General features: G+C 57.5%; 19 protein-coding genes. 14 read left to right on the top strand and 5 right to left on the bottom strand.

Annotation, left to right across the window (positions count from 1 at the left end; all coding sequences use genetic code 11):
- Positions 1 to 171: 171 nt before the first annotated feature.
- The 6 genes from PK28_RS14315 to PK28_RS14295 all read left to right on the top strand — a co-directional run bounded on the left by PK28_RS14315 (position 172) and on the right by PK28_RS14295 (position 5522).
- Positions 172 to 990 (top strand): N-acetylmuramoyl-L-alanine amidase family protein, encoded by an 819-nt coding sequence (locus PK28_RS14315; protein ID WP_071885155.1) that lies wholly within the window; start codon positions 172 to 174, stop codon positions 988 to 990.
- A gap of 64 nt (positions 991 to 1054) precedes the next feature.
- Positions 1055 to 2098, top strand: coding sequence for an MlaD family protein (locus tag PK28_RS14310; RefSeq protein WP_048826079.1), 1044 nt, complete (start codon positions 1055 to 1057; stop codon positions 2096 to 2098).
- A gap of 104 nt (positions 2099 to 2202) precedes the next feature.
- Positions 2203 to 3831, top strand: coding sequence for an acyl-CoA carboxylase subunit beta (locus PK28_RS14305; protein WP_044514964.1), 1629 nt, complete (start codon positions 2203 to 2205; stop codon positions 3829 to 3831).
- Between the two features lie 33 nt (positions 3832 to 3864).
- Positions 3865 to 4179, top strand: coding sequence for a hypothetical protein (locus PK28_RS20510; RefSeq protein ID WP_156126402.1), 315 nt, complete (start codon positions 3865 to 3867; stop codon positions 4177 to 4179).
- 454 nt (positions 4180 to 4633) lie between these two features.
- Entirely contained in the window at positions 4634 to 5035 is a 402-nt protein-coding gene (locus PK28_RS14300) for a hypothetical protein (protein ID WP_044514961.1), read from the top strand.
- Positions 5036 to 5057: 22 nt separating this feature from the next.
- A complete protein-coding gene (locus PK28_RS14295; protein ID WP_044514958.1) occupies positions 5058 to 5522 on the top strand; it encodes a GNAT family N-acetyltransferase in 465 nt (154 codons plus the stop codon).
- Positions 5523 to 5560: 38 nt separating this feature from the next.
- Here the strand turns inward: PK28_RS14295 and PK28_RS14290 are convergent, their stop codons facing one another.
- The gene (locus PK28_RS14290; RefSeq protein ID WP_044514956.1) at positions 5561 to 5920 is read right to left on the bottom strand and encodes a DUF3703 domain-containing protein; all 360 of its coding nucleotides are present in this window, start codon (positions 5918 to 5920) and stop codon (positions 5561 to 5563) included.
- 256 nt (positions 5921 to 6176) lie between these two features.
- On the opposite strand from PK28_RS14290, the gene PK28_RS14285 reads away from it, so the two are divergent.
- The gene (locus PK28_RS14285; RefSeq protein ID WP_044514953.1) at positions 6177 to 7061 is read left to right on the top strand and encodes a transglutaminase-like domain-containing protein; all 885 of its coding nucleotides are present in this window, start codon (positions 6177 to 6179) and stop codon (positions 7059 to 7061) included.
- 218 nt (positions 7062 to 7279) lie between these two features.
- Here the strand turns inward: PK28_RS14285 and PK28_RS14280 are convergent, their stop codons facing one another.
- Complete coding sequence (locus tag PK28_RS14280; protein ID WP_197070422.1) at positions 7280 to 7870, bottom strand: redoxin domain-containing protein; 591 nt, start codon at positions 7868 to 7870, stop codon at positions 7280 to 7282.
- Between the two features lie 10 nt (positions 7871 to 7880).
- Entirely contained in the window at positions 7881 to 8543 is a 663-nt protein-coding gene (locus tag PK28_RS14275) for a 4'-phosphopantetheinyl transferase superfamily protein (protein WP_044517217.1), read from the bottom strand.
- Between the two features lie 104 nt (positions 8544 to 8647).
- On the opposite strand from PK28_RS14275, the gene PK28_RS14270 reads away from it, so the two are divergent.
- The 7 genes from PK28_RS14270 to PK28_RS14235 all read left to right on the top strand — a co-directional run bounded on the left by PK28_RS14270 (position 8648) and on the right by PK28_RS14235 (position 19448).
- Positions 8648 to 9583, top strand: coding sequence for a WD40 repeat domain-containing protein (locus PK28_RS14270; RefSeq protein ID WP_044514950.1), 936 nt, complete (start codon positions 8648 to 8650; stop codon positions 9581 to 9583).
- An 84-nt stretch (positions 9584 to 9667) separates the two neighbouring features.
- Positions 9668 to 10684, top strand: a complete 1017-nt coding sequence (locus PK28_RS19585; protein ID WP_044514947.1) for a DivIVA domain-containing protein — start codon at positions 9668 to 9670, stop codon at positions 10682 to 10684.
- A 460-nt stretch (positions 10685 to 11144) separates the two neighbouring features.
- Entirely contained in the window at positions 11145 to 11513 is a 369-nt protein-coding gene (folB, locus tag PK28_RS14255) for a dihydroneopterin aldolase (RefSeq protein ID WP_044514941.1), read from the top strand.
- 213 nt (positions 11514 to 11726) lie between these two features.
- On the top strand, positions 11727 to 12071 hold the full coding sequence (locus tag PK28_RS14250) for a BlaI/MecI/CopY family transcriptional regulator (RefSeq protein WP_231576174.1): 345 nt from the start codon (positions 11727 to 11729) through the stop codon (positions 12069 to 12071).
- Positions 12068 to 14728, top strand: coding sequence for a M56 family metallopeptidase (locus PK28_RS19190; RefSeq protein WP_048826075.1), 2661 nt, complete (start codon positions 12068 to 12070; stop codon positions 14726 to 14728). The genes PK28_RS14250 and PK28_RS19190 overlap by 4 nt, the downstream gene beginning before the upstream one ends.
- A 205-nt stretch (positions 14729 to 14933) precedes the next feature.
- Positions 14934 to 17558 carry a DUF5916 domain-containing protein gene (locus PK28_RS14240; RefSeq protein ID WP_197070421.1) on the top strand — a complete coding sequence of 875 codons (2625 nt, stop codon included), beginning with the start codon at positions 14934 to 14936 and terminating at the stop codon, positions 17556 to 17558.
- Between the two features lie 84 nt (positions 17559 to 17642).
- Positions 17643 to 19448: a M61 family metallopeptidase gene (locus PK28_RS14235; protein ID WP_231576173.1), complete on the top strand. Its 1806-nt coding sequence runs from the start codon at positions 17643 to 17645 to the stop codon at positions 19446 to 19448.
- A 152-nt stretch (positions 19449 to 19600) separates the two neighbouring features.
- Here PK28_RS14235 and meaB read toward each other — a convergent pair whose 3' ends face one another.
- Positions 19601 to 20581 carry a methylmalonyl Co-A mutase-associated GTPase MeaB gene (meaB, locus tag PK28_RS14230; protein ID WP_044514932.1) on the bottom strand — a complete coding sequence of 327 codons (981 nt, stop codon included), beginning with the start codon at positions 20579 to 20581 and terminating at the stop codon, positions 19601 to 19603.
- A 125-nt stretch (positions 20582 to 20706) separates the two neighbouring features.
- The gene (locus PK28_RS14225) at positions 20707 to 21789 is read right to left on the bottom strand and encodes a WD40 repeat domain-containing protein (protein WP_044514929.1); all 1083 of its coding nucleotides are present in this window, start codon (positions 21787 to 21789) and stop codon (positions 20707 to 20709) included.
- Between the last annotated feature and the right edge of the window lie 4 nt (positions 21790 to 21793).

Genomic DNA, 21793 nt, shown 5'->3' with positions numbered 1-21793 from the left:
CTGCCAGCCCCAGCCACAGGCCCAGAAGCAACAGAAGGGGCACTACGGAGCGCTCAACCTTTGGAATAAAGCGGGAGTTATAATGGATAGCTGTCGGGGCCACGTAGTTTTTTCGTTTATTTTGTGGCAGTATGCAAAGGTAGCGCGTTGCTCCTCCAACTAACGAACTCTGTGCGGAATATTGTCGCTCTTGGTACTCTAGGCCTGATGCTCCTCACCGGCAGCCCGGCCCCATCCGCTTCTTCCTCGTTTCCAGCCTCGGCCAGCCGCCACACGCAGCGCTACAAGCTGCGCACCGTGGTGCTGGATGCCGGGCACGGCGGAAAAGACCGGGGCTGCGCCGGCGTGAAAGCCCGCGAGGCCGATGTTTCGCTGAAGCTGATTCTGGAGCTGGGCCGGCAGATAGAAGCCAATATGCCGGATGTAAAAGTAGTATACACCCGCAAAACCGATGTGTTTGTGGAGCTGTCCGACCGGGCCGGCATTGCCAATAAGCACAATGCCGACCTCTTCATCAGCATTCACTGCAATGCCGGGCCTTCCGTAGCGCACGGCACGGAGGTCTGGACGATGGGGCCGCACAAGACCGATGCCAACCTGGGCGTGGCCAAGCGCGAAAACGCCGTAATCCTGCAGGAAGACAATTATCAGGAGCGCTACAATGGCTTCGACCCGCACTCGCCGCAGAGCCATATTCTGTTTTCGCTGTTCCAGAGTGCTTATATGGTCAACAGTATTCGCTTTGCGCAGAAAGTGGATCAGCAATTTCGCACGGCGGTGCGCCGGCCCAGCCGGGGCGTAAAGCAGGCGGGTTTTCTGGTGCTCTGGAAAACGGCTATGCCCTCCGTGCTCATTGAGGCGGGCTTCCTCACCAACCCCGGCGAGGAGCGGTATCTGAACGATAAATCAGGACAGTCGTATATGGCCTCAGGTGTTTACCGGGCCTTCAAAGAATACAAACAGGAGTTGGAGGCCACCACCGCCGATTAATTGCTTTTTTGCAGTTTAATCCCTGTTTTTCGCCTGCCCACGCTCCCAATACTACCTTACCAACGTGTCGAAAGAAATTAAAGTAGCCCTGCTGGCCATTGCGGCCCTAGCGTTGTTGTATGTGGGGTTCAGGTTCCTGAAAGGCAGCAATATTCTCTCCTCTAACCGCACCTACTACGCCAAGTACGACAACGTAGATGGCCTGACCGTGGGCAACCCGGTGTTGCTGAATGGCATTCAGGTAGGCCAGGTGAAGGAAATGCAACTGCTGCCGGCCGAAAAAAACCACATCAAAGTAGCCATAGAGCTAGGAAAGAATATTGTAGTCGGCGACTCTACCGTGGCCAGTCTCTCGGGTTCTTTGCTGGGCTCCAAAACCATTACCCTGTTCATGGGTAATAACTCGAAAGTGTACGATGGCGGCGAGGAGCTGCGCTCCTACACGGTGGCCAGCATTACCGATGCCTTCCAGGCCCGCGCCCTGCCCGTACTGGGTACAGTAGACTCCACGCTCATCAAAATAAACAGCTTCCTGAACAAGGATGCCAAAAAGAGCCTGCAGGCGACGCTGCTGAACGCCGAGGGCACCTCCGCCGAACTGCAGAAAATGCTGGTGGCCAACCAGGCCAACATCAACCAGATTACCAGCAACATGGCCCAGCTAACGCAGGCTCTGAACGTTACCTCCCGTAAAATTGACCGGATTGCGGCTAACTTCAGTCAGCTCAGTGACTCCCTGCGTACCGCGCCCGTAGGCCCCGCCCTGCGTAACCTGAACGCCACCGTTACAGAGGCACAAACCGCCATGAAGTCCCTGAATCAGTCCCTGAGCGAGTCTAAGGGCTCCCTGGGCAAGCTCATCAACGACGATTCCCTGTACACCAACCTGAATGCTACCTCGGCTTCGGCCAATGCCCTGCTGGTAGATCTGAAGGCCAACCCCAAGCGCTACGTGCACTTCTCCGTGTTTGGTGGGGGGGGCAAGGAGAAAACCAAGAAGGAAATTGAACGCAAGCCCGATGGCGAGCTGAAAGTGGAAACCAAAACCGTAGGTAGCTCCGCGCAGCCCCTGGCACCTTCCGATACGGCCACAACGCCTAAAAACTAAGCTGTCTGTCATTTTTGACTACTTTTGAAATCCGCCTTCGGGCGGATTTTTTTCGTTTCTCCCCGCCCGTTTTCGCTTCTCTTACCTCCCCACTTCCCACCCGCATGAATCTGGAATTCAACAAAAACGAAGACCTGGTTAAACAACTCACCTTCCAGCTGCGCCAGCGCCTGAAAAAAGTAGCCCTGGGCGGCGGCGAAAAGCGCATTGCCGCCCACAAAGCCAAAGGCAAGCTCACGGCCCGCGAGCGGATTGATTATCTGCTGGATAAAGACGCCGAGCAGGTTGAAATTGGTGCCTTTGCCGGCGAAGGCATGTACCAGTCGGAAGGCGGCTGCCCCGGCGGCGGCGTGGTAGTGGTAATAGGCTACGTGAAAGGCCGGCAGTGCATTGTAGTGGCCAATGATGCCACTGTAAAGGCTGGCGCGTGGTTTCCCATCACGGCCAAAAAGAACCTGCGGGCCCAGGAAATCAGCATCGAAAACAAGCTGCCCATCATTTACCTGGTAGACTCGGCCGGGGTGTACCTGCCCATGCAGGATGAGATTTTCCCCGATAAGGAGCATTTCGGCCGCATTTTCCGCAACAATGCTGTGATGAGCAGCATGGGTATCGTGCAGCTATCCGCCATTATGGGCCCGTGCGTGGCCGGTGGCGCCTACCTGCCCATCATGTCGGATGAAGCCATGATTGTGGAAGGAACCGGCTCGGTGTTCCTGGCCGGCTCTTACCTGGTGAAATCCGCCATTGGCGAAACCATTGACAACGAAACGCTGGGCGGCGCCACCACGCACTCCGAAATTTCGGGCGTGACTGACTACAAATTCCCGAACGACGAGGAGTGCCTGGACCACATCCGCAACATCTTCGATAAGATGGGCGCTACGCCCACCGCCGGTTTCAGCCGCACGGAGCCCGCGCTGCCCCGCGAAAAGCAGGAGGAAATCTACGGCCTGCTGCCCTCTGACCGGGTGAAGCCCTACGATATGATGGACATCATCAACCGTTTGGTGGATAACTCCGAGTTTGAGCCCTACAAAGACCTCTACGGCCAGACACTGCTCTGCGGCCTGGCGCGCATTGATGGCTGGGCGGTAGGCATTGTGGCCAACCAGCGCAAGATTGTGAAGACCAAGAAGGGCGCCATGCAGATGGGCGGCGTTATTTACTCCGACTCCGCCGACAAGGCCGCGCGCTTCATCATGAACTGCAACCAGAAGCGCATTCCGTTGGTGTTCCTGCACGATGTATCCGGCTTTATGGTGGGCTCGCAGAGTGAGCACGGCGGCATTATTAAGGACGGCGCCAAAATGGTGAATGCCATGGCCAACTCCGTGGTGCCCAAGTTCACCGTCATCATCGGCAACAGCTACGGGGCCGGCAACTACGCCATGTGCGGCAAAGCCTACGACCCGCGCCTGATTGTGGCCTGGCCCACCGCCCAGCTGGCCGTGATGAGCGGTGCCGCCGCCGCCAACACCCTGCTCCAGATACAAGTGGCCTCCCTGAAAGCTAAAGGCGAAGTCATCACGCCCGAAGCTGAAAAGGAGCTGCTGGACCGCATCAAAGCCCGCTACGAAGAGCAGCTTTCCCCTTACTATGCTGCTGCCCGCCTTTGGGTAGATGCCATTATTGACCCGCTGGAAACCCGCAAAGTCATTTCCCAGGGTATTGCCGCCGCCAATCATGCGCCGATTGAAAAGGCGTACAATGTGGGGGTTATTCAGGTTTGATGGGGAGTTAAATAGAATAATAACTCAAAGAATATGAACCTTGAGATAATAGATGATCTAATAGCGACAGGAAAAGATTTTAGTTTCAGAACTAACTCATACCACAGTCAATATGGGAGTGCATATAGCCGTGCTTCAGATAGCCTATTGAGTTGGATTGCAACTGTTGAAGACTTTATTATGAACAACTATGGAGAGGAAAGTTCTCCATTTAAATTATATCAAACTTTCGAAAGAAATAAGCTAAATGGGTTTGAGCAAGATGAATTTGATAAGCAGATAACTATACTAATTGGTGCACTGAAGGCGTGTAAATCAATTCCTTTCAGAAAAAAAAATATATCATGATGACCATCCAATAATAAATCTTTTAAAGAATACATATTTCTGGACAGTTATTGTTTTGATTGCTGGAGGCGCATTTACGCTAGGTAGCTATTTTGGTTCCTCAAAATTTGATAAGGATAAAATTGAAATATATGAAGAAAATAGGCAGCTAAAAATTGAGTTATTGTCAAAGAATAGGACACTTAAAGAAAAAGATATTCTGATAAATCAGATGAGAAAATAGTCGGTAAAGTGCTTTTAATAAAGTAATTATACTAGTGCATATAGATAATGTATTTCTAAAAATAGCAGATATCAGCAAACGTGCGCAAAATAACTGCTGGAACGCAGTGGCTACTCGACACACCCGTGCGATTGTAATGAGAGGTGAGTTCTTATGCTGTTCAGCTCAGGTAAATTACTCTAGTAAGGGAGCTTGAAATATTCGCTAACATTGGCGCACAAACCCAAGTCGATGAACACAAAACTTGTCATGACCCTGAGCGCAGCAGCGCTTATCCTGGCAGGCCTCAGCCTGACGTTTCTGCCCAATGAAATAGCCCGGCTGAGTGGTGTTGGCCAGGCCCCAGTTCTAAATGTTCTGCTACAGACACTGGGCGCTCTTTACTTCGCCTTTGCCATGCTGAACTGGATGACGAAGGGCAGCCGGATTGGTGGTATCTACAACCGACCTATTGCGCTGGCCAACTTCGCGCATTTTTTTATGGTGGCGCTGGCGTTGCTGAAAGCCCTAATGAGCAACCCGCAGCTGCCTGCTGGTCTGTGGCTGGTAGCGGGCGTTTATGCTGTTTTTGCAGGGCTTTTCAGCCTGATATTATTTCGGCATCCGCTGGCCGAGCCGGAAGTTTCCGTGTAACGCAACGCATTAAAACCTGCTGATGATTACCCTACGTCGAACAACCTCTGATAACCCCGATTTCCGGGAGCTGGTGGCGCTACTGGACCACGATTTAGCTGTGCGCGACGGCGACGACCATGCCTTCTATGCCCAGTACAACAAGCTGGTGGCCATCAACCACGTGGTGGTAGCTTACCTGGCTGATAAAGCAGTAGGCTGCGGCGCTTTCAAGGAATATGAAGCCGGGCAGGTAGAGGTGAAGCGCATGTTTGTGCGCCCGGAATACCGGGGCCAGGGCATTGCCGGTGCCGTGTTGGCTGAGTTGGAACAGTGGGCCCGGGAGCTAAACTACGCCGCCTGCGTGCTGGAAACGGGCAAGCAGCAGCCCGAGGCCATCCGCCTCTACGAGAAAAGCGGCTACGCCTACATCCCCAACTACGGGCAGTATGCAGGCGTGGACAACAGCGTGTGCATGAAGAAAGGGCTGGCTACGGCGCAGGTTTAAGCTTTAGGCCGTCAGGAGGCTGAACTCCCATTGCCGGATTAATCTAGCCGCAGCCATGCTTCCAGATCGGCAGGAATAGGCATGGGTTGTTCGGCGGGCACGTTGGCGCCGCCCGTGTTGCCAATGGGTACCCGACCCACTAAAGAACCCAGAAAGCCCAGCATAACCCGCGGAATCTGGCCCAGCACTTCGCGCCTGCTGCCGATGCGCAGGCCATGGCGCAGCATCAGCAGGTGCACCTGGGTGTGCGGGAAAGCCCACCGCTGCCCCAGAACATGGGCACGCTCCAAATGATGAAAGGCCGTGGCTGGTTCCTGGCGCAGATAAGCGGCGCGGGCCGCTGCAAGCTCGGCGTAGTAGGGAGGCCGCAAAACGGCGGGGAGAAAGAGTGTAGCCATACAGAAGGCAAGTTGTAGGCAGAAGACCAGCTTTTGAGGCCGCCGGTTGCCCGGGTAATGGGGTAGAAGTAGTTTCACCCGCAGCAGGTCAACTGTTGATTCTTCAGCTGGGGAAATGCAGAAAAAGTGAACATTCGGCAGCTTCTGCCGTGTTACAAGCTGGCAGCTGGCGGTAGAAACCCGCGCCGGTTGCGTTAATTTGTAGCTCCTTATGCTATTTCTACTCCGCCGCTCTACAGCCCCTACGCCCTAAGCTTTGACGAACAAAGAAATAAAAGCGCTTATCTCCCTGCTCGACGACCCGGAAATTGCGCCCGATATTCAGGCCAAAATCCAGACCCTGGGGGAGAGTATAGTCCCGTTTCTGGAAGAATCGTGGGAGGAGACCCTGGACCCGGCCCAGCAGCAGCGGATTGAGGACCTGATTCATCACCTGCAGTTTGAGGGCTTGCAGCAGCGCCTGCGCGTGTGGCGCGACTCCGGCGGTGAGAACCTGCTGGAAGGTATGTGGCTCCTCAACAGCTACCAGTACCCCGATGCCGACCTACAAGCCCTGAACCGCGCCATTGAACAGCTGCGCTTTGAGGCCTGGACCATGATGAAGCCCAATCTGCACCCCGCCGACCAGGTGCAGGTGCTGAACTACGTGCTCTTCAAAACCCACAAATTCGCGGCCAATACCCAGAATTTCCACTCGCCGGCCAACTCCATGCTGCACCTGGTGCTGGAAAGCCGGCGCGGCAACCCGCTCACGCTGTGTGTTATCTACCTGCTGGTGGCGCAGCGACTGCACCTGCCGGTGTATGGCGTGAATCTGCCCAACCTGTTTGTGCTTACGTTTCAGCCCACGCTGCCCGCCATTGAGCCGTTCTACATCAACTGCTACAACCGCGGCCTGATTCTGTCCCGCACGGATATTGAGCACTACATTGCCCAACTCAACCTCACGGCCAATGACATGTTCTTTGAGCCCTGCTCGCACATTGATATTGTGCGCCGGGCCTTACGGAACCTGGCCGTAAGCTTTGAAAAGATGCAGGAGCCGCGCAAAGCTGGCGAAGTAAGCCAGCTGCTGGCCATCCTGCTGGAAGAAGATAAACAGTCCATTGACTCTGAGCCCGAAGAAGGCGAGCAGGAGTAAAAACCGTCATTGCAAGCAAAGCGAAGCAATCCGTCCTCTGAAAGGTGACAAGACCTAATAAAGCAGAAAGCCCTTGACGTGTAGTACGTCAAGGGCTTTCTGGTAAAAGGAAGTGTCTAACTGCTTAAAGGACGGATTGCTTCGTCGTGCCTCCTCGCAATGACACACTAGTTTAATTCCTCAACAGGAAAGCTTTAGTTTTTCTTGATTAGACAACCCTAGGCGCGTTGGTTAGCTACGCCGGCGGGGCGGCCGGCCGTGATGTTTGCCAACACTGTGCCTAGGTAGTTTTGCTTGACGTAGGCTTCCATTTGGGGGTTATCGTCGATGGCGCCTTTGTAGCGCACCACAAAGCCATTGCCGCTGGGTTGCAGCACCACGGCCTCGGGCGTTTTGGTGGCGCCCAGTAGGCTGCTCACCTTCTGGCTGTCGTCGCGCAGATAGGTCAGGTTATTGGCGCTGCCCGATTTGATTTTGAGCTTCTCGGTTTCTCCCTCGGCCGTGCTGGCTTCCAGGTTAATGGGGGTATCAATAAACAGAAATTCCACGCCCTTGCTGCCGTAAGTGGTAGCCAGCTTGCTCAGGCGGTCCTGGTAGAGCTTGGAGAACGGGCAGCTTTGGTTGATGAAAACCACCACCACCGCTTTGCTGTCGGCGTAGCTGCTGAGCTTTACATCGGCGTTGGCGGCATTCTTCAGAGTGAAGTCGGCCACGGTACTGCCCGCAGACTGGGCCCGAACGGTACCCACGGTTACCACTCCAAATAAGAGAGCAGCGGCCAGAGCCAAAGAAATACGGCGGAAAGACATGGCAGATAATTTAAGGAAGGGGAGAGGCATCAAGGGTGTATGTGAGTACATACGCAGAAGAAAGGCGCTGGTATTGAATCTGGTGTTGGCTGCGGAAGTTTTCTGCGAGCAGGTGCCCCGTCAAAACACCGGCCTCCCGCAGCCCAAACGGGTCGAGCTGAATATGCTCCTTAAACACCAGAGCGCGGCGGCTATGCAGTTTGTACAGGGTTTCCTTGGCACTCCAATAGAGACTGTGCTTCACTACATCGTCGCCGGCATCGGCCCGTTCCGCTTCCGATAGAAACCTGGGAGCCAATTGTTGCGCTTTAGGGCGTACCTGCTCAACATCTGTGCCAACGCGCCCGCGGGTGGAAAGCAAAGCGGCCACCCACTCCCCGGAATGGGAAAGAGAAACCGCCAATTCGGGCCGTTCCGGGAAGAAAGGGCGCCCGTTGGCATCGTTCAGCAGCACCATAGAAGGGGCCAAAGAAAATTCAGCGAGCAGGCGGTGGGCCAGTGCCCGGCCCGCCAGCCATTGCTGGGCGCGCCCGGCATCGCGGCCGGCCGGTAGCAGCTCCTGATAAGGGGCCGGCTGGGGGAGGGCTTGCCATAATTCCTCTGCCGGCTCCGTGAGGTGCCACAAACCCAGCAGGGTGCGCTCATCAACGGGTTCCAGGGAGTGCAGCGGCATAGCAGAAAAAGCAGTGGTTACGTTAGATTCAGAACAGCACAGGAAAAAGCGGTGCCAGCTGCTGCTGGCCAAAACTGCCGTAATTTCGCCCCAAATCCAATGGTATGTCCACGCTTTTTAGACCGCAGGCCGAGAAACTAGCCACCCTCACCGGGCACCGCGACTGTGTGTACGCGCTGGCCGGCGCGCTTGATTCCACCGCCATCTACTCCGCCGGCACCGATGGCTTTGTGGTGGAGTGGGACCTAGAAAACCCCGAGCGTGACGGCGAACTGGTGGCTCGGGTAACCAACTCCGTTTACGCCCTGAAATATATTCCTGAGCGGGCACTGCTTCTCATTGGCCATAACTTTCAGGGCGTGCAGGCCATTGATCTGAAAGCCCGCCAGCTGCTCTTTGCCACGGCGCTGCCCCCGGCCGCCATTTTTGATATAGCCTATTCGGAAGCCCGGCAGCGGGTGTACGTGGCCCTGGGCAACGGTACCCTGGCCGTGCTGCACGCCCACAACCTAAGCCTGGAGCACCTGGTGCCTCTTTCCCACAAAAGCCTGCGCTGCCTGAGCCTGCTCGAAGCGCGCAATGAGCTGGCCGTAGGCGGCTCCGACCACCTGGTATATATTCTCGATCTGGACACGCTCACCCCCAAGCAGGGGATTCCCGGCGCTACCAACTCCGTGTTCAGCGTCTGCTACTCGCCCGATGGCCGCTACCTGCTCACGGCCGGCCGCGACGCCCACCTGCGCGTGTGGGATGTGGCCGCGGGCTACACCGAGCACCTGAGCGTAGTAGCCCATTTATTCGCCATAAACCACGTAACGTATAGTCCCGATGGGCGCTTTGTGGCCACCTGCAGCATGGATAAATCCATTAAGCTCTGGGATGCCGCCGGGTTCCGGCTGTTGCGCGTGCTGGACCGCGCCCGGCACGCCGGCCACGGCACTTCCGTGAACAAGTTATTTTGGTCAGCCCATCGAAATAGGCTAGTTTCGTGTAGCGACGACCGCACCCTGGCCGTATGGCAGATACAGGCTGATAGCTAGTAGCTATTGGCTTTTTGCCTTTGTTCGCATTCTTCCATTGTTACGAAAAGCTAACAGCCAACAGCTGTCAGCTATCAGCTTAGTATGAAAATTACCGCTCTCGATATCCGGCAGAAAACCTTTGAAAAATCCTTTCGGGGAGTAGACAAAGATGAAGTTCAGGCATTCCTGCTCCAGCTCTCCCAGCAGTGGGAGCGAATGGGGGATGAAAACCGGGAGTTGCGCATGAAGCTGGACCATGCTACCCAGGACGTGCAGAAGATGCGCGAAGTAGAATCGTCCCTGTACCGCACCTTGAAAACGGCCGAGGACACCGGCAACAGCATTACGGAGCAGGCCCAGCGCGACGCCGAACTGCGGATTCGCGAAGCCCAGCTGAAGGCCGAGCAGCTGCTGGCCGATGCCCGTCAGAAAGCCCGCTCCGTGGTAGATGAAGCCTACAAGCAAGCCGAAAAAACCGTTGCCGACATGCAGGCCGAGGTAAGTGCCCTGGGCCAGGAGCACCAGCGCCTGGAAGGCGTGCTGGAAACCCTGGTGCGCGACCTGCAGCACCTGGCTACCGATGCCCTGGAGAAAGTGGAGAAAAGCCGCAACCGGCCAAAATCCTCCACTGCCGCCATCCTTTCGCGGGCGGCAAGCGTAAAGGTGAATCGACCCGATTCATCCTCCGAAAGCGCTACTCCTATGTTTGTGAATACATCAGCTACATCCTCAGCGGCGGCCGTAGGCAGTCCGGCAGCCCGCCCGGCCACCGTTAGCGGCGGCGGCGACGCCTCCTCAGTGGCGGCCCGCCCCGCTTCGGCGCAGCCCGGCAGCTATAACCCCAAGCCCGGTCAGCAACCCGACCCCGGTGCTCCGGCCCAAACGCCCGGCCCCGATATCAGACCAAATCCGGCGCCGCACGAAAACCCGGGCATCAGCGACCCATCCCGCATTTACCAGCCTGAGCCCGCCCGGGTACCGGACCCCACCGGCCCCCGCGTAGAACCCACCGCCCCGGATATCCGCCCGGTTTCGCCTGACCATCCGGAAATCACCCAGCCCTCGCCTTCGCGGCACTCGGCCTCGCTAACAGAGAAGTCCTTCTTCGACGAAATCTAAACCACGGATTCAGCCGGATTTTTCGGATTCCACGGATTTTGTGAATGGACTAAAGCCTGCCCAATCGGGTGGGCTTTTTCTTTTTGCTTGCACGAGTGCACCAATTGCCATTCCTCCTTCCTGTCATCCTGAGGCGGTAGCTGAAGGACCTTCCTCGCCTTGGTGATGCAGTTAATTAAATGTTTAAAGCCCTTTGCCGGTTGCGCGGTGAAAAGCTTTGTGCATTTCATGAGCGTTTTGGGCTATAAGAGGAAGGTCCTTCGCAAGCTCCGGATGACAGTAAAAGGAAAAGGAAAAGTAAGAAGATCAAATAGTGAGTATAACCGCCTGCGAAATGCATGGCTGTGCTTTCTATACCAATAGGGTTAGTAGTTTTTTAGCACCCCATACCCCAACCCGGCTTTTCATTTCAGAAATTGCCGCTCCCATTTCACTACTCACCATTTCACCACCTCACCACATGGGCCAGATTGCACTGGAAGGCATGGAGTTTTTCGCGTTTCACGGCTACTACGACGAGGAGCAGAAAATCGGCAATAAGTATGGCGTAGACCTGTACATAAAGACGGATCTGTACGCAGCCGGCACTTCGGATAAGCTGCACGAGACGGTGAATTACGAAGTGCTCTACCGGATGGTGCGCGAGGAAATGCAGGCACCGGCGCGGCTGCTGGAGCACCTGGGCCACCGCGTTATAGACCGGGTGCTGGAAGAATTCCCCCACGTGCTGTCCGTGAAAGTGAAGGTGGCCAAGTTTAACCCGCCGCTGGGCGGTATCTGCCGGCGCGCCCAGATTACGTTGGTGCGCAAGCGGGCCGGGCAACGCTAGCCAGCTTTTGCTGGTCTTTGCTGAAAAATCGGTTTTATAGGCTGATTTTCTGTTGGATAAAATATTGTACGAAAAATATCGTAGATAAAACTTGATTCTACGAATTCATTCGTATATGTTTGATGTACGAACTGCTTCGTACGACCAACCTTTCTGAGCTATGAGTAAAACCCCGCCCCCAAGCCTACCGAATCGGAGCTGGAGATTCTGCAGGTGCTGTGGCAGCACGGCCCCAGCACCGTCAGGTTTGTGAATGATGACCTGAGCCAACACCGGGAAATAGGCTACACCACCACCCTGAAGCTATTACAGCTGATGCTGGACAAAGGCCTGGTGCTGCGCGATGATGCCACCAAGACCCACGTGTACCGCGCTGCCGTGCGCCAGGAAGAAACCCAGGGCCTGCTGCTGGACCGGTTTGTGGAAGCCACTTTCGGCGGCTCGGCCCTGAAGCTGGTGATGCAGGCCCTCGGCAACCGCAGCACCTCCCGCGAAGAGCTGGACCAGATCCGGACGCTACTGGACGAAATCGAAAACACTAAAGGCGAAGCACAATGAACTGGCTCGAAACCCTTTTAACCCCCGCGCTGGTGCGTGCCTTAGGCTGGACGCTGGTGCATTCTCTGTGGCAGGGCGCGGTTGTAGCCTTGTCGCTGGCCGGTTTGTTGCTGCTCCTGCGCCGGCATAGTGCCCAAATTCGCTACGGGGCCGCTGCGGTGGCTCTGGTGGCCATGTTGGCGCTGGGCATAGTTACGTTTGGCCGCTACTACTACGCGGAGCAGGCTGCTCAGGCGCAGCCCCAGGTATTGCCACTCCGCGCGTTGCCGGCTTCGCTGTCGGGGGCGCAGGTTATTCTGGCCTCGGTTAATGCTAATACTTCGGCGGAGGCGGCGCTGGCGGCGCCATTGGCAGAAGAAGAGGCATCGGTATCTATGGCCCATTCCTGGCTGTCGTATTTTGACCGCAACCTGCCTATTCTCGTCACCATCTGGCTGCTGGGTTTGCTGGCCATGACCCTGCGCATGCTGGGCGGCCTGGCCTACGTGCAGCGCCTGCGGCATTACCGGGTGCGCCCCCTCAGCGAGGAGTGGCAGGCCCGCCTGGCCGAGCTGGCCGCCCGCGCCGGTGTTTCACAGTCGGTTAGTATTCTGGAATCGGCGCTGGTGCGCGTGCCGTTGGTGGTAGGGCATTTGCGACCCGTAATTCTGCTGCCGCTGGGCACCGTAACCGGCCTCAGCCAAAACTACCTGGAGGCCATTCTGGCGCACGAGCTGGCGCACATTGCCCGCCGCGACTACCTCATGAACCTGCTGCAGTCGGTAGCGGAAATCCTGTTCTTCTACCACCCAGCGGTGTGGTTTATTACGGCCACGCTGCGCAACGAGCGGGAAAACTGCTGTGATGACGCCGCTACGGCCCTGGTTGGGGGAAACCCTATGACCCTGGCCCGCGCCCTGACGGCGCTGGCTGAGCGCTGCCTGCAGCCCCACGCTACCCCGCGCCTGGCGCTGTCGGCGGTGGGTACCGATGGCTCTTTGCTGGGCCGCGTGCGCCGGTTGGTGCAGGGCCGCAGCGCGCCCACCTTTACAGAAGGCTTTATGGCGGCCTGCGTGGTACTCACGGGCATAGTGCTCCTGACTACGGCCGTAGCTATGGCCGGCCCACGCCCAGCCGGGCAGAAGTCCCGGCTACAGGAAACCCTGGCTGGCGCAACCCTATACCAGCCAGATACATCCAAAGCAGTAGCCAAAACCAAGGTTGATTCCAGTGCTGTATCCACTCTAAGCACTGATACCAAAGTGCCCGCCATAATGGAGCGTGAGGTGGAAGAAACGGCTGAAATGGCGGTGGCAAATCAGGATGATGAGCCGGGCAAGGTCAAAATCAAACCCAAGAAGGATAAAGACCACAAAGGCAAAAAGGTGGAGCAGGTAGTGGTGGTGGAGCAGGGCGGCCGCGGCCGGCGCAACGCCCCCGGCACGGTAATTATTCAGAAGGATAAAAAAGGCCGCGTAACAGACGTAATAGTTGATGGCCAGCCGGTGGTAACCAGCGGCAAAGGCAAGAAAGGGGAGAAGCAGGTAGAAGTAATTCGGGTGCGGCCCAACGGCATGGTTTTCCGGAACGACTTTGATGAGCAGAGCTTTAACCGCAACTTCAACCGGTCCTTTTCCTTTGGGGGCAACGCCGACCGGCGTACCATGGTGGTGCCCAGCCCGGAAGAGCGCATCCGCATTCGGGAGGAGGCGCGCCGCGCCGCCCGGCAGGGCCTGCAGGTGCAGCGCGAATTGCGCCTGCGTGGCAATGAGGAAGACTTCGACTTTGATTTCAACGGCCTCGATACGGACCGAATAACGGCTGATGCCTTGGTGCAGGCCGAACGGGGCCTGGACGCGGCCGAGGAAAATGCCACTACCGAGGACGAACGGGCCCGCATTCGGGAAGAGCGGGACCGGCTGCGCGAGCGGCGTGACGAAATGCGGGAGCGGCAGCAGGAAATAGTAGAACGCCGCCATGAGCAGCAAGACCAGGCGCGGGAAGCCGACGAGCTGCGCCGTGAAGCCGACCGCCTCCGCCGCGAGGCTGACCGCCTGCAGCGCGAAGCGGACGGTGCCTCCCGTTCAGCAACACGCGCCGCCAACAACAGCCACCGCCTGACGGATGAGCTGCTGAAAGACCGGCTGATTTCCAGCTCCCGCAACTACACGTTTGACCTAAGCTCGAAAGCGCTGACGGTAAATGGCAAGCAGCAGCCGGAAAAAATGCGCCAGAAATACGCCACACTGTATAAGGAACTCAATGGCCGCTCCCTTACCAGCAGCAACCGGTGGCGCGCCGAGGTGAATGGTACCGTGAATACCGATGCGCCCCGACCACCCCGCCCGCCCCGCGCCCCGCAGGCGCCGCGGGCCCCACGCCCGGGCAGTGGTAGCTACCTGGCCCCGCCTGCGCCACCGGCCGGCGTACCAGCTGTGCCGCCGGCACCGCCCGCGCCACCCCGCCTGAATACCGATAAAATTCGGGCCGAGCTGCGCAAAGACGGGCTGCTGGATGCCGGTGCTAAAGGCTTCCAGCTGCAGCTGACCGGGAACGAAATGAAAGTGAACGGCAAAACGCAGTCGGCAGAAATGGCCCGCAAATACCGCCGCCTGTTGAAAATGCCCGAAGACGGTAAAAACTCGAACAACACCGTGCAGATTTCTATCACCGATTAAAAATCGGCAAATAAAAAACCGGCTCCTGGTACAGTGAGTCGGTTTTTTATGACTTTTTCTTTAGCGCTAGGCAACGATTCCTGCCCGGATAGCATCTATGGTTTCGTGCCGGAAGAGGCCGGGTAGATGCGCCGCCCCGGTCCCGGCACTTTTGCTGCCCTGCCAGCTTATCCGCCGTTTGATTATCCCCCGCTTATTTTCTGATTTGCCCCACTTTTCCTTTCTCACCATGTCCCGCATCAGGCTATTCCTGCTGTGCTGGCTGAGCGTAGCTTTCTCTTTGCAGGCCGCCGCCCAGTCAGAACCTACTACTTCCACTTCCACTGCCAAAGCCGCAGCTGCACCCGTGTTGCACCGTCAGCTGCAGGCCGTGCGCATCACGGAATCCATTAAGCTGGACGGGTCGCTGGATGAAGCTATCTGGCAGCAGGCAGCCATTGCCACCGATTTTATCCAGGTGCGGCCCAACCCCGGCGTGCACGAAAAGCAACGGACTGAAGTGCGCGTGCTTTACGACGACGCCAACCTCTACATCGGGGCTATTATGCACGATGTATCGGCGGACTCTATTATGCGCGAGATGGGCCAGCGCGACGACCTGGGCAACACCGACTTCTTTGCCATCTTTCTGGATACCTACCATGACAAGCTCAACGGCTACGGCTTCTGCGTAACCCCCTCGGGGGTGCAGCTGGACGCGCGCTACTCCCCGGCCGGCGGCGAAGACTGGAACTGGAACGCGGTGTGGGATTCGCGCACCTCCATTCAGGGCACCGACTGGGTGGCCGAGATGCGCATTCCGTACTCCGCCATTCGCTTCAGCAAGGCCCCCGAGCAACTCTGGGGGCTGAACTTCATGCGTATGCGTAAGCGCGATAACGCGCAGTATACCTGGAATGAGGTAAAGCCGTCCGTTGATGGCTTCGTGAACCAGTGGGGCGAGCTGCATGGTCTGCAGAACGTGCAGCCGCCGCTGCGCCTCTCGCTCACGCCCTACATTTCGGGCTATGTAAACCACAACCCGGAAAGCCAGGCCGGCACCAAACGCACTACCACCAGCTTTAATGGCGGGGCCGATGTGAAGTGGGGCATCAATGAAAGCTTTACCCTGGATGCCACCCTGGTGCCCGATTTTGGCCAGGTGCAGAGCGACAACCAGGTGCTCAACCTCTCGCCCTTCGAAGTAAAGTTTAACGAGAACCGGGCGTTTTTCACTGAGGGCACCGAGCTCTTCAACAAAGGCAACCTGTTCTACTCCCGCCGCGTGGGTGCCACGCCCATTGGCTTCTACAATGTGAGCGGGCAGCTGCGGGGGCGCTACCAGGAAGCCGATGGACAGTGGCACAAGGGCGAGTTTGTGGTGCGTAACCCCGGCACCACCCGCCTGCTGAATGCTACCAAAGTATCGGGCCGCACGAAAAACGGACTGGGCGTGGGCATATTCAATGCGCTCAGCAACGATGTGTACGCCACGCTGCAGGACAGTACTACCGGCGCCCAGCGCGACGTGCTTACGCAGCCTTTCAGCAACTACAGCATTGCCGTGCTGGACCAGTCTCTGAAAAATAACTCCTACGTTTCGCTCATCAATACCAACGTCACGCGCTGGGGCAGCACCTACGATGCCAACGTGACGGGTGGCCTGTTCCGCTTTGCCAACAAGAAAAACTCCTACGCCCTGGATGGCCGCGTGGTGTACTCCCGGCGGCGTGGCAACGTGTTCGGCTCGGAGCAGAAGATTAATGACCAGGATGGCTACAAGTACCAGTTGGGCCTGGGCAAAATCAGTGGCAACTGGACCTGGAGCCTTAATCACAGCATCGAGTCTGATACCTACAACCCCAATGATTTAGGTATTCTGTTCGGGAACAACAATATCTCACAGGAGCTGCAGGTGCGGTATAACAAGTTTAACCCCTTCTGGAAGGTCAATAACCTGTCTACCTACCTTGGGACCTATTATGGCTTGCTGTATTCGCCCACTCTGTATCAGGCCATGAATGTGTATGGCGGATTCAATACCACGTTCACCAAGAATTTCCTGAGCACAGGCTTTAACTTCGAATTGTACCCGGTAACGCGTGATTATTTCGAGCCCCGGCAGTACCCCTTGGGCGACTACTTTGTCCGGAAACCGGCCTACGCTGTGTTGGGTAGCTATATTTCTTCGGATTACCGGAAAAAGCTGGCTCTTGACGTTAATGTAAACCTGGTGCCCTATGCGCAGGACGAGCGGCTGCCGCGTCCGGCCCGCCTGGATGTAGGCCTGGGCATCTCGCCGCGCTACCGGGTAAACAACCAGCTGAATTTCCGCTACAGTATTGACTGGAGCCTGAACCGCAACCAGATTGGCTACGTGAACGGGGGAATGAGTACCAGCGAGCCGCTGGATCAGCCATTCCTTGGACAGGTGGTTTTGGGCCGCCGCGATGTGGTGACGGTATCCAACGTGCTGCAGGCTGCCTACACTTTCACCAACCGTATGTCGTTTACCCTGCGCACGCGCCACTACACCAGCAATGTGCGCTACCGCGACTTCGCGCGCCTGAGCCCGGGCGGCGACGAAGAGCTGGTAGACTACCGCCGTAACCGCAACAACACCTACAATGCCTTTAATGTGGATGCGGTGTACTCCTGGTGGTTTGCGCCCGGCTCGCAGGTAAGCATCGTGTGGAAGAATGCCGGCTACTCTTTCCTCAACGCTGAGCAGGCCACCCCGCTGTACTTTGATAACTTATCGAACACCATTAACACGCCGCACAATAATTCTTTGTCGGTGAAGGTGCTGTACTACCTGGATTATCTCACGCTGCGGCGCAAACGCGCCTGATACGCAGGCAACCCTTGGTGCGCCCCGGCCGTCTCTGGCCGGGGCGCATTTGCTTCCTCCGGTTTTTCCCTCCTTTCCGTTTCTATGAAATCCTTTCTGTACGGCGCCCTGCTGGCTGCCTTCATGCCTCTTTCGGCGCTGGCCGCTTCCGAGCTTACCTACACCGTTAACATTGACCCGGCCGTTTCCACCGATGAGTTTCAGGTGCGGCTGCAGCTGCCCAAAAAGCTGAAAAAAGATCAGGCCATTTACCAGTTTGCCTCCACCGCGCCCGGCACGTACCAGGTAATGGATATGGGCCGCTTTGTGCGCAAGTTTGAGGCCTTTGATAAGAAGGGCAAGCCTCTGGAGGCCAAACAGATTTCCACTAACCAGTGGCAGCTGGCCGACCCCGAGAAAACCCGGGAAATTCGCTACACCATTGCTGAAACCTGGGACACGCAGGTGCAGGAGCACCGCATCTACCGCATGTGCGGTTCCTCCCTGGAAGCCGACCACGCTCTGCTGAACGGGCAAACCATTCTGGGCTACCCCCAGGGCATGCAGAACAAGCCGCTGCGGCTCAAAATAAACTACCCCAGCGGCTGGAAGGCCGGCTCGGCCCTCACGCCCGATGCTAAAGGCTACTACCACGCCAAGGATTACGACCAGGCCGTAGACTCGCCCATTCTGCTGGGTCGCCTCACAGAAGCCACCACCAAGCTCGGCGACGCCGAAGTGGCGCTGTACTGCTACTCCAAAACCGACGTGGTGAAGGCTGAGCCCCTGCTGGCCGACATGCAGAAGATGCTGGGTGCCGCCAAGAATTTCCTGGTGCAGCTGCCCGTAAAGCGCTACGCCTTCCTGTACCACTTCGAGGACCAGAGCCAGGGCGCCTGGGAGCATTCCTACAGCTCCGAGTACGTACTGCGCGAGCAGCCCCTCACCCCGGAGTACGTGCAGAGCATCACGGATATGGCCGCGCATGAGTTCTTCCACATCGTAACGCCCCTGAATATCCATTCGGAAATCATTGAGCATTTCAACTTTGTGCAGCCCACCGGCTCGCAGCACCTGTGGCTGTATGAGGGCACCACGGAGTGGGCGGCCCACATGATGCAGCTGCGCAGTGGCCTGATTTCCTTGGATGATTACCTGAGTACCCTGCAGAGCAAAGTACGCTACGACCACCTGGCCGCCGATACCACGTATTCTCTGAAGCGTCTGGGATTGAACTCCTTCCAGGATGAAGGCCAGCAGCAGTACGGCAACATCTACCAGCGCGGCGCCATGACGGCCGCCCTGCTGGACCTGCGGTTGCTGGAGCTTTCCGGCGGTAAGCGCGGCCTGCGCGAAGTCCTGCTGGAGCTGGCTAAAAAATATGGCCCCAGCAAGCCAGTAAGCGAGAAGGATTTCTTTGATGACTTCGCGAAGATGACCTATCCCGAAATCCGGGACTTTTTCACGCGCTACGTGGAGAATGCCGAGCCGCTGCCCCTGCAGGAGTACTACGCTAAAGTGGGTATTCGCTACGATGCCAAGCTGAACACCGGCCGTAAAGTAGGGCTCATTCCCATGGAGGGTCTGGGCTTCCGGCCCGGTCAGGATGGTATTCTGTTCAGCAACGTGCCCGCCAACCTCCAGGCCCAGGGCGTGCAGCCCAACGATAAGCTGTTAGCCGTGGATGGGGAAGCCGTCACGCCGCAAAACCTGCGGCAACTGCTGGCTGCCGTGCAGGCCCGCAAGCCCGGCTCCGATTACACGCTCACCATCAGTCGCAACGGCACTGAGCAGAAAGTGCTGGCCCGCACCTTGGTGCGCGACGAGGTGAAGGCCTACAATTTTACTTTGAATCCGCAGGCCACGCCCGAGCAGCTGGCTCTGCGCAAAGCCTGGCAGACCAATCTGTAGGCTGACCAATAGCGTCTGCCTTTTTTAAACCGTCATGTCGAGCGAAGGCGAGACATCTAGCTAGTGTGGTGTACAGTGATTAGCACTGCAACATCAGCACGCGAGATGTCTCGCCTTCGCTCGACATGACGGTTTTTTGCTGGTTTCAATTACTACTTCATTCCTAGTAGCTCCGCCGCCGCCGCAAACGCCGACTTGCGCCCATCCAGCACCTGCTGACGGATGGCGGCCAGGTGGGTCTGTACCTCGGGGCGGGCATAGAACTGATCTTCCAGGCCCTGCCGGATAGTTTCGTGCAGCCAGTGCAGATGCTGCTCCTGCCGCCGCTGCTGAAAGTAACCGCTGGCCTGTGTTTGGGCGCGGTAGGTTTCCAGCAGCTGCCATACTTCCGGCACGCCGGCGCCGGTTAAGGCCGAGCTGGTAGCTACTACCGGGCTCCAGCCGGAAGGCGCCAGCGGAAACAGATGCAGGGCATTCTGGTACTCGCGGCGGGCACGGCGGGCAGGTATTTGGTTGGCGCCATCGGCTTTGGTAATGACCACGGCATCGGCCATTTCCATGATGCCTTTTTTGATGCCCTGCAGCTCGTCGCCGGCACCGGCCAGCATCAACAGCAGAAAGAAGTCTACCATGCCGTGCACGGCGGTTTCGCTCTGGCCTACGCCCACCGTTTCTACAAAAATGACATCGTGCCCGGCGGCTTCGCAGAGCAGCATAGCTTCGCGGGTGCTGCGCGTAACGCCACCCAGAGAGCGGCCGGCGGGAGAGGGGCGAATGTAGGCGTGGGGGTGCGCGGCCAACTGGTTCATGCGGGTTTTATCGCCCAAAATGCTGCCGCCGCTGCGCTGGCTGGTGGGGTCTACGGCCAGCACAGCCAGGCGCTTGCCCTGCTCCGCTACCAGGTGCATACCCAGGGCCTCGATAAACGTACTTTTTCCTACGCCCGGCACGCCGGTAATACCTACCCGCACCGAGCGGCCGGTGTGCGGCAGCACGGCATCCAGCACCTGTTCAGCCAGGCGCTGGTCGCTGGGTAGGGTGCTTTCTACCAGCGTAATAGCGCGGCTGAGCAGCATGCGGTTGCCGGCCAGAATGCCATCAGTGTATTCGGAAACGGAGAAGCGCTTGGCCAAGGGAAAAGAAAAAGTAGCGTAAGCCGGAGCTGGTGGAGGCAGCCGTTGTACCGGAGAAGTATCCGGTACAACGGCTGCGCAAGCTAAGGCTTACGCTACTTTTTTAGGCAGGATGCCGGCTGGAACTACCGCAGAAAGTTGGGCAGGCCCAGCTTGCTGCGCTTGGCGCCCAGGTTAAAACCATCGTCCACGTACTGGCAGGCAGCACCCGCCGCGTTAGGGTTCTGAATAACGCCCAGATAGGGGTTGTCTTCGCGGGCCACGTAGATTTTGCCATCGGGGCCGAGCTGCAGGGTGCCCACTTTGCGGTTAGCCGACTTGCCCACTCTTTCCGCCTTGCCCGTGCGCAGGTCAAACTGGGTGATGGTGGCGTCGCCACCACCGGCGCCGTTACTGGTGCCATAGAGCTTGCTGCCATCGGGCGAGAACTCCACGCCGTAGGCTTCTTCATAAGGCCCAAACTGCTGGGGGTTGCTGATGACGCCGGTGGTACGGTCAAAATCGAAGAGCTCAAACTTATTGCTTTCCCGCCACAGCGCGGCGGCCAGCTTCCGGCCATCGGGCGAGAATTTGATGCAGCCAATGGCATTGCGGCCGGGGCCCGCGTGCATGCTGCCTACGTTGCTCATTACGGGCATACCGGCTACGCCTTCGGCTGTTACCAGGTAGGAAACAAAGGCGTTGGAATTCCAGCGGTGCGCTACCACCCATACGTCGCGGCCGTTGGCGTGGCGCACGGCCACCAGCTTTTCGGCTACCGGGGTAATGAGCAGCATATTGGCGCGGGGCACGTCGCCGAAACCGTTGTCGCGGGTCATATCTACCACCGAGTAGCGCAGGCCGTTGCCGCGGCCCTGCAAGTCGGTGGTGAAAATATAGAACACGTTGCCGCTGCCGGGGTCGGGCACAATAACGGCGCTTTGTGTGCTGCTGGCGTCACCCATAAGGTGGCGGCCGTTGGGCATTAGCTTATGCTGGCGGTTCCACACGCTTACGCCGTTGGTGTAGAACAGCAGCTGACCCTGGGCGTTGGTAGCCACTGCCGAGCCCTCATAGGTGTTCATCTTACCATCCGACAAAGCTACCGGCTGGCCGGTGGCAAAGCTGATGCCGGCCTGGTTGCCGAAATACCAGATGCTTTGCTCGGCCTGCGCCCAGGCATTGATGGTGGACAGGCAGGCAAGTGCTAAGAACAGGAGTCGTTTCATATGC

It is taken from the genome of Hymenobacter sp. DG25B (genome assembly GCF_000801315.1).
GTDB lineage: Bacteria > Bacteroidota > Bacteroidia > Cytophagales > Hymenobacteraceae > Hymenobacter.
This window is presented reverse-complemented; position numbering and strand designations above follow the sequence as displayed.

What these genes read in the sequence shown, in the direction of transcription:
- PK28_RS14235 (WP_231576173.1), top strand. Translation starts at nt 17,643, where the DNA reads ATGAAATCCTTTCTGTACGGCGCCCTGCTGGCTGCCTTCATGCCTCTT.
- PK28_RS14225 (WP_044514929.1), bottom strand. Translation starts at nt 21,789, where the DNA reads ATGAAACGACTCCTGTTCTTAGCACTTGCCTGCCTGTCCACCATCAAT.
- PK28_RS19190 (WP_048826075.1), top strand. Translation starts at nt 12,068, where the DNA reads ATGAACTGGCTCGAAACCCTTTTAACCCCCGCGCTGGTGCGTGCCTTA.
- PK28_RS20510 (WP_156126402.1), top strand. Translation starts at nt 3,865, where the DNA reads ATGAACCTTGAGATAATAGATGATCTAATAGCGACAGGAAAAGATTTT.
- PK28_RS14270 (WP_044514950.1), top strand. Translation starts at nt 8,648, where the DNA reads ATGTCCACGCTTTTTAGACCGCAGGCCGAGAAACTAGCCACCCTCACC.
- PK28_RS14305 (WP_044514964.1), top strand. Translation starts at nt 2,203, where the DNA reads ATGAATCTGGAATTCAACAAAAACGAAGACCTGGTTAAACAACTCACC.
- PK28_RS14280 (WP_197070422.1), bottom strand. Translation starts at nt 7,870, where the DNA reads ATGTCTTTCCGCCGTATTTCTTTGGCTCTGGCCGCTGCTCTCTTATTT.
- PK28_RS14290 (WP_044514956.1), bottom strand. Translation starts at nt 5,920, where the DNA reads ATGGCTACACTCTTTCTCCCCGCCGTTTTGCGGCCTCCCTACTACGCC.
- PK28_RS19585 (WP_044514947.1), top strand. Translation starts at nt 9,668, where the DNA reads ATGAAAATTACCGCTCTCGATATCCGGCAGAAAACCTTTGAAAAATCC.
- PK28_RS14275 (WP_044517217.1), bottom strand. Translation starts at nt 8,543, where the DNA reads ATGCCGCTGCACTCCCTGGAACCCGTTGATGAGCGCACCCTGCTGGGT.
- PK28_RS14300 (WP_044514961.1), top strand. Translation starts at nt 4,634, where the DNA reads ATGAACACAAAACTTGTCATGACCCTGAGCGCAGCAGCGCTTATCCTG.
- PK28_RS14295 (WP_044514958.1), top strand. Translation starts at nt 5,058, where the DNA reads ATGATTACCCTACGTCGAACAACCTCTGATAACCCCGATTTCCGGGAG.
- folB (WP_044514941.1), top strand. Translation starts at nt 11,145, where the DNA reads ATGGGCCAGATTGCACTGGAAGGCATGGAGTTTTTCGCGTTTCACGGC.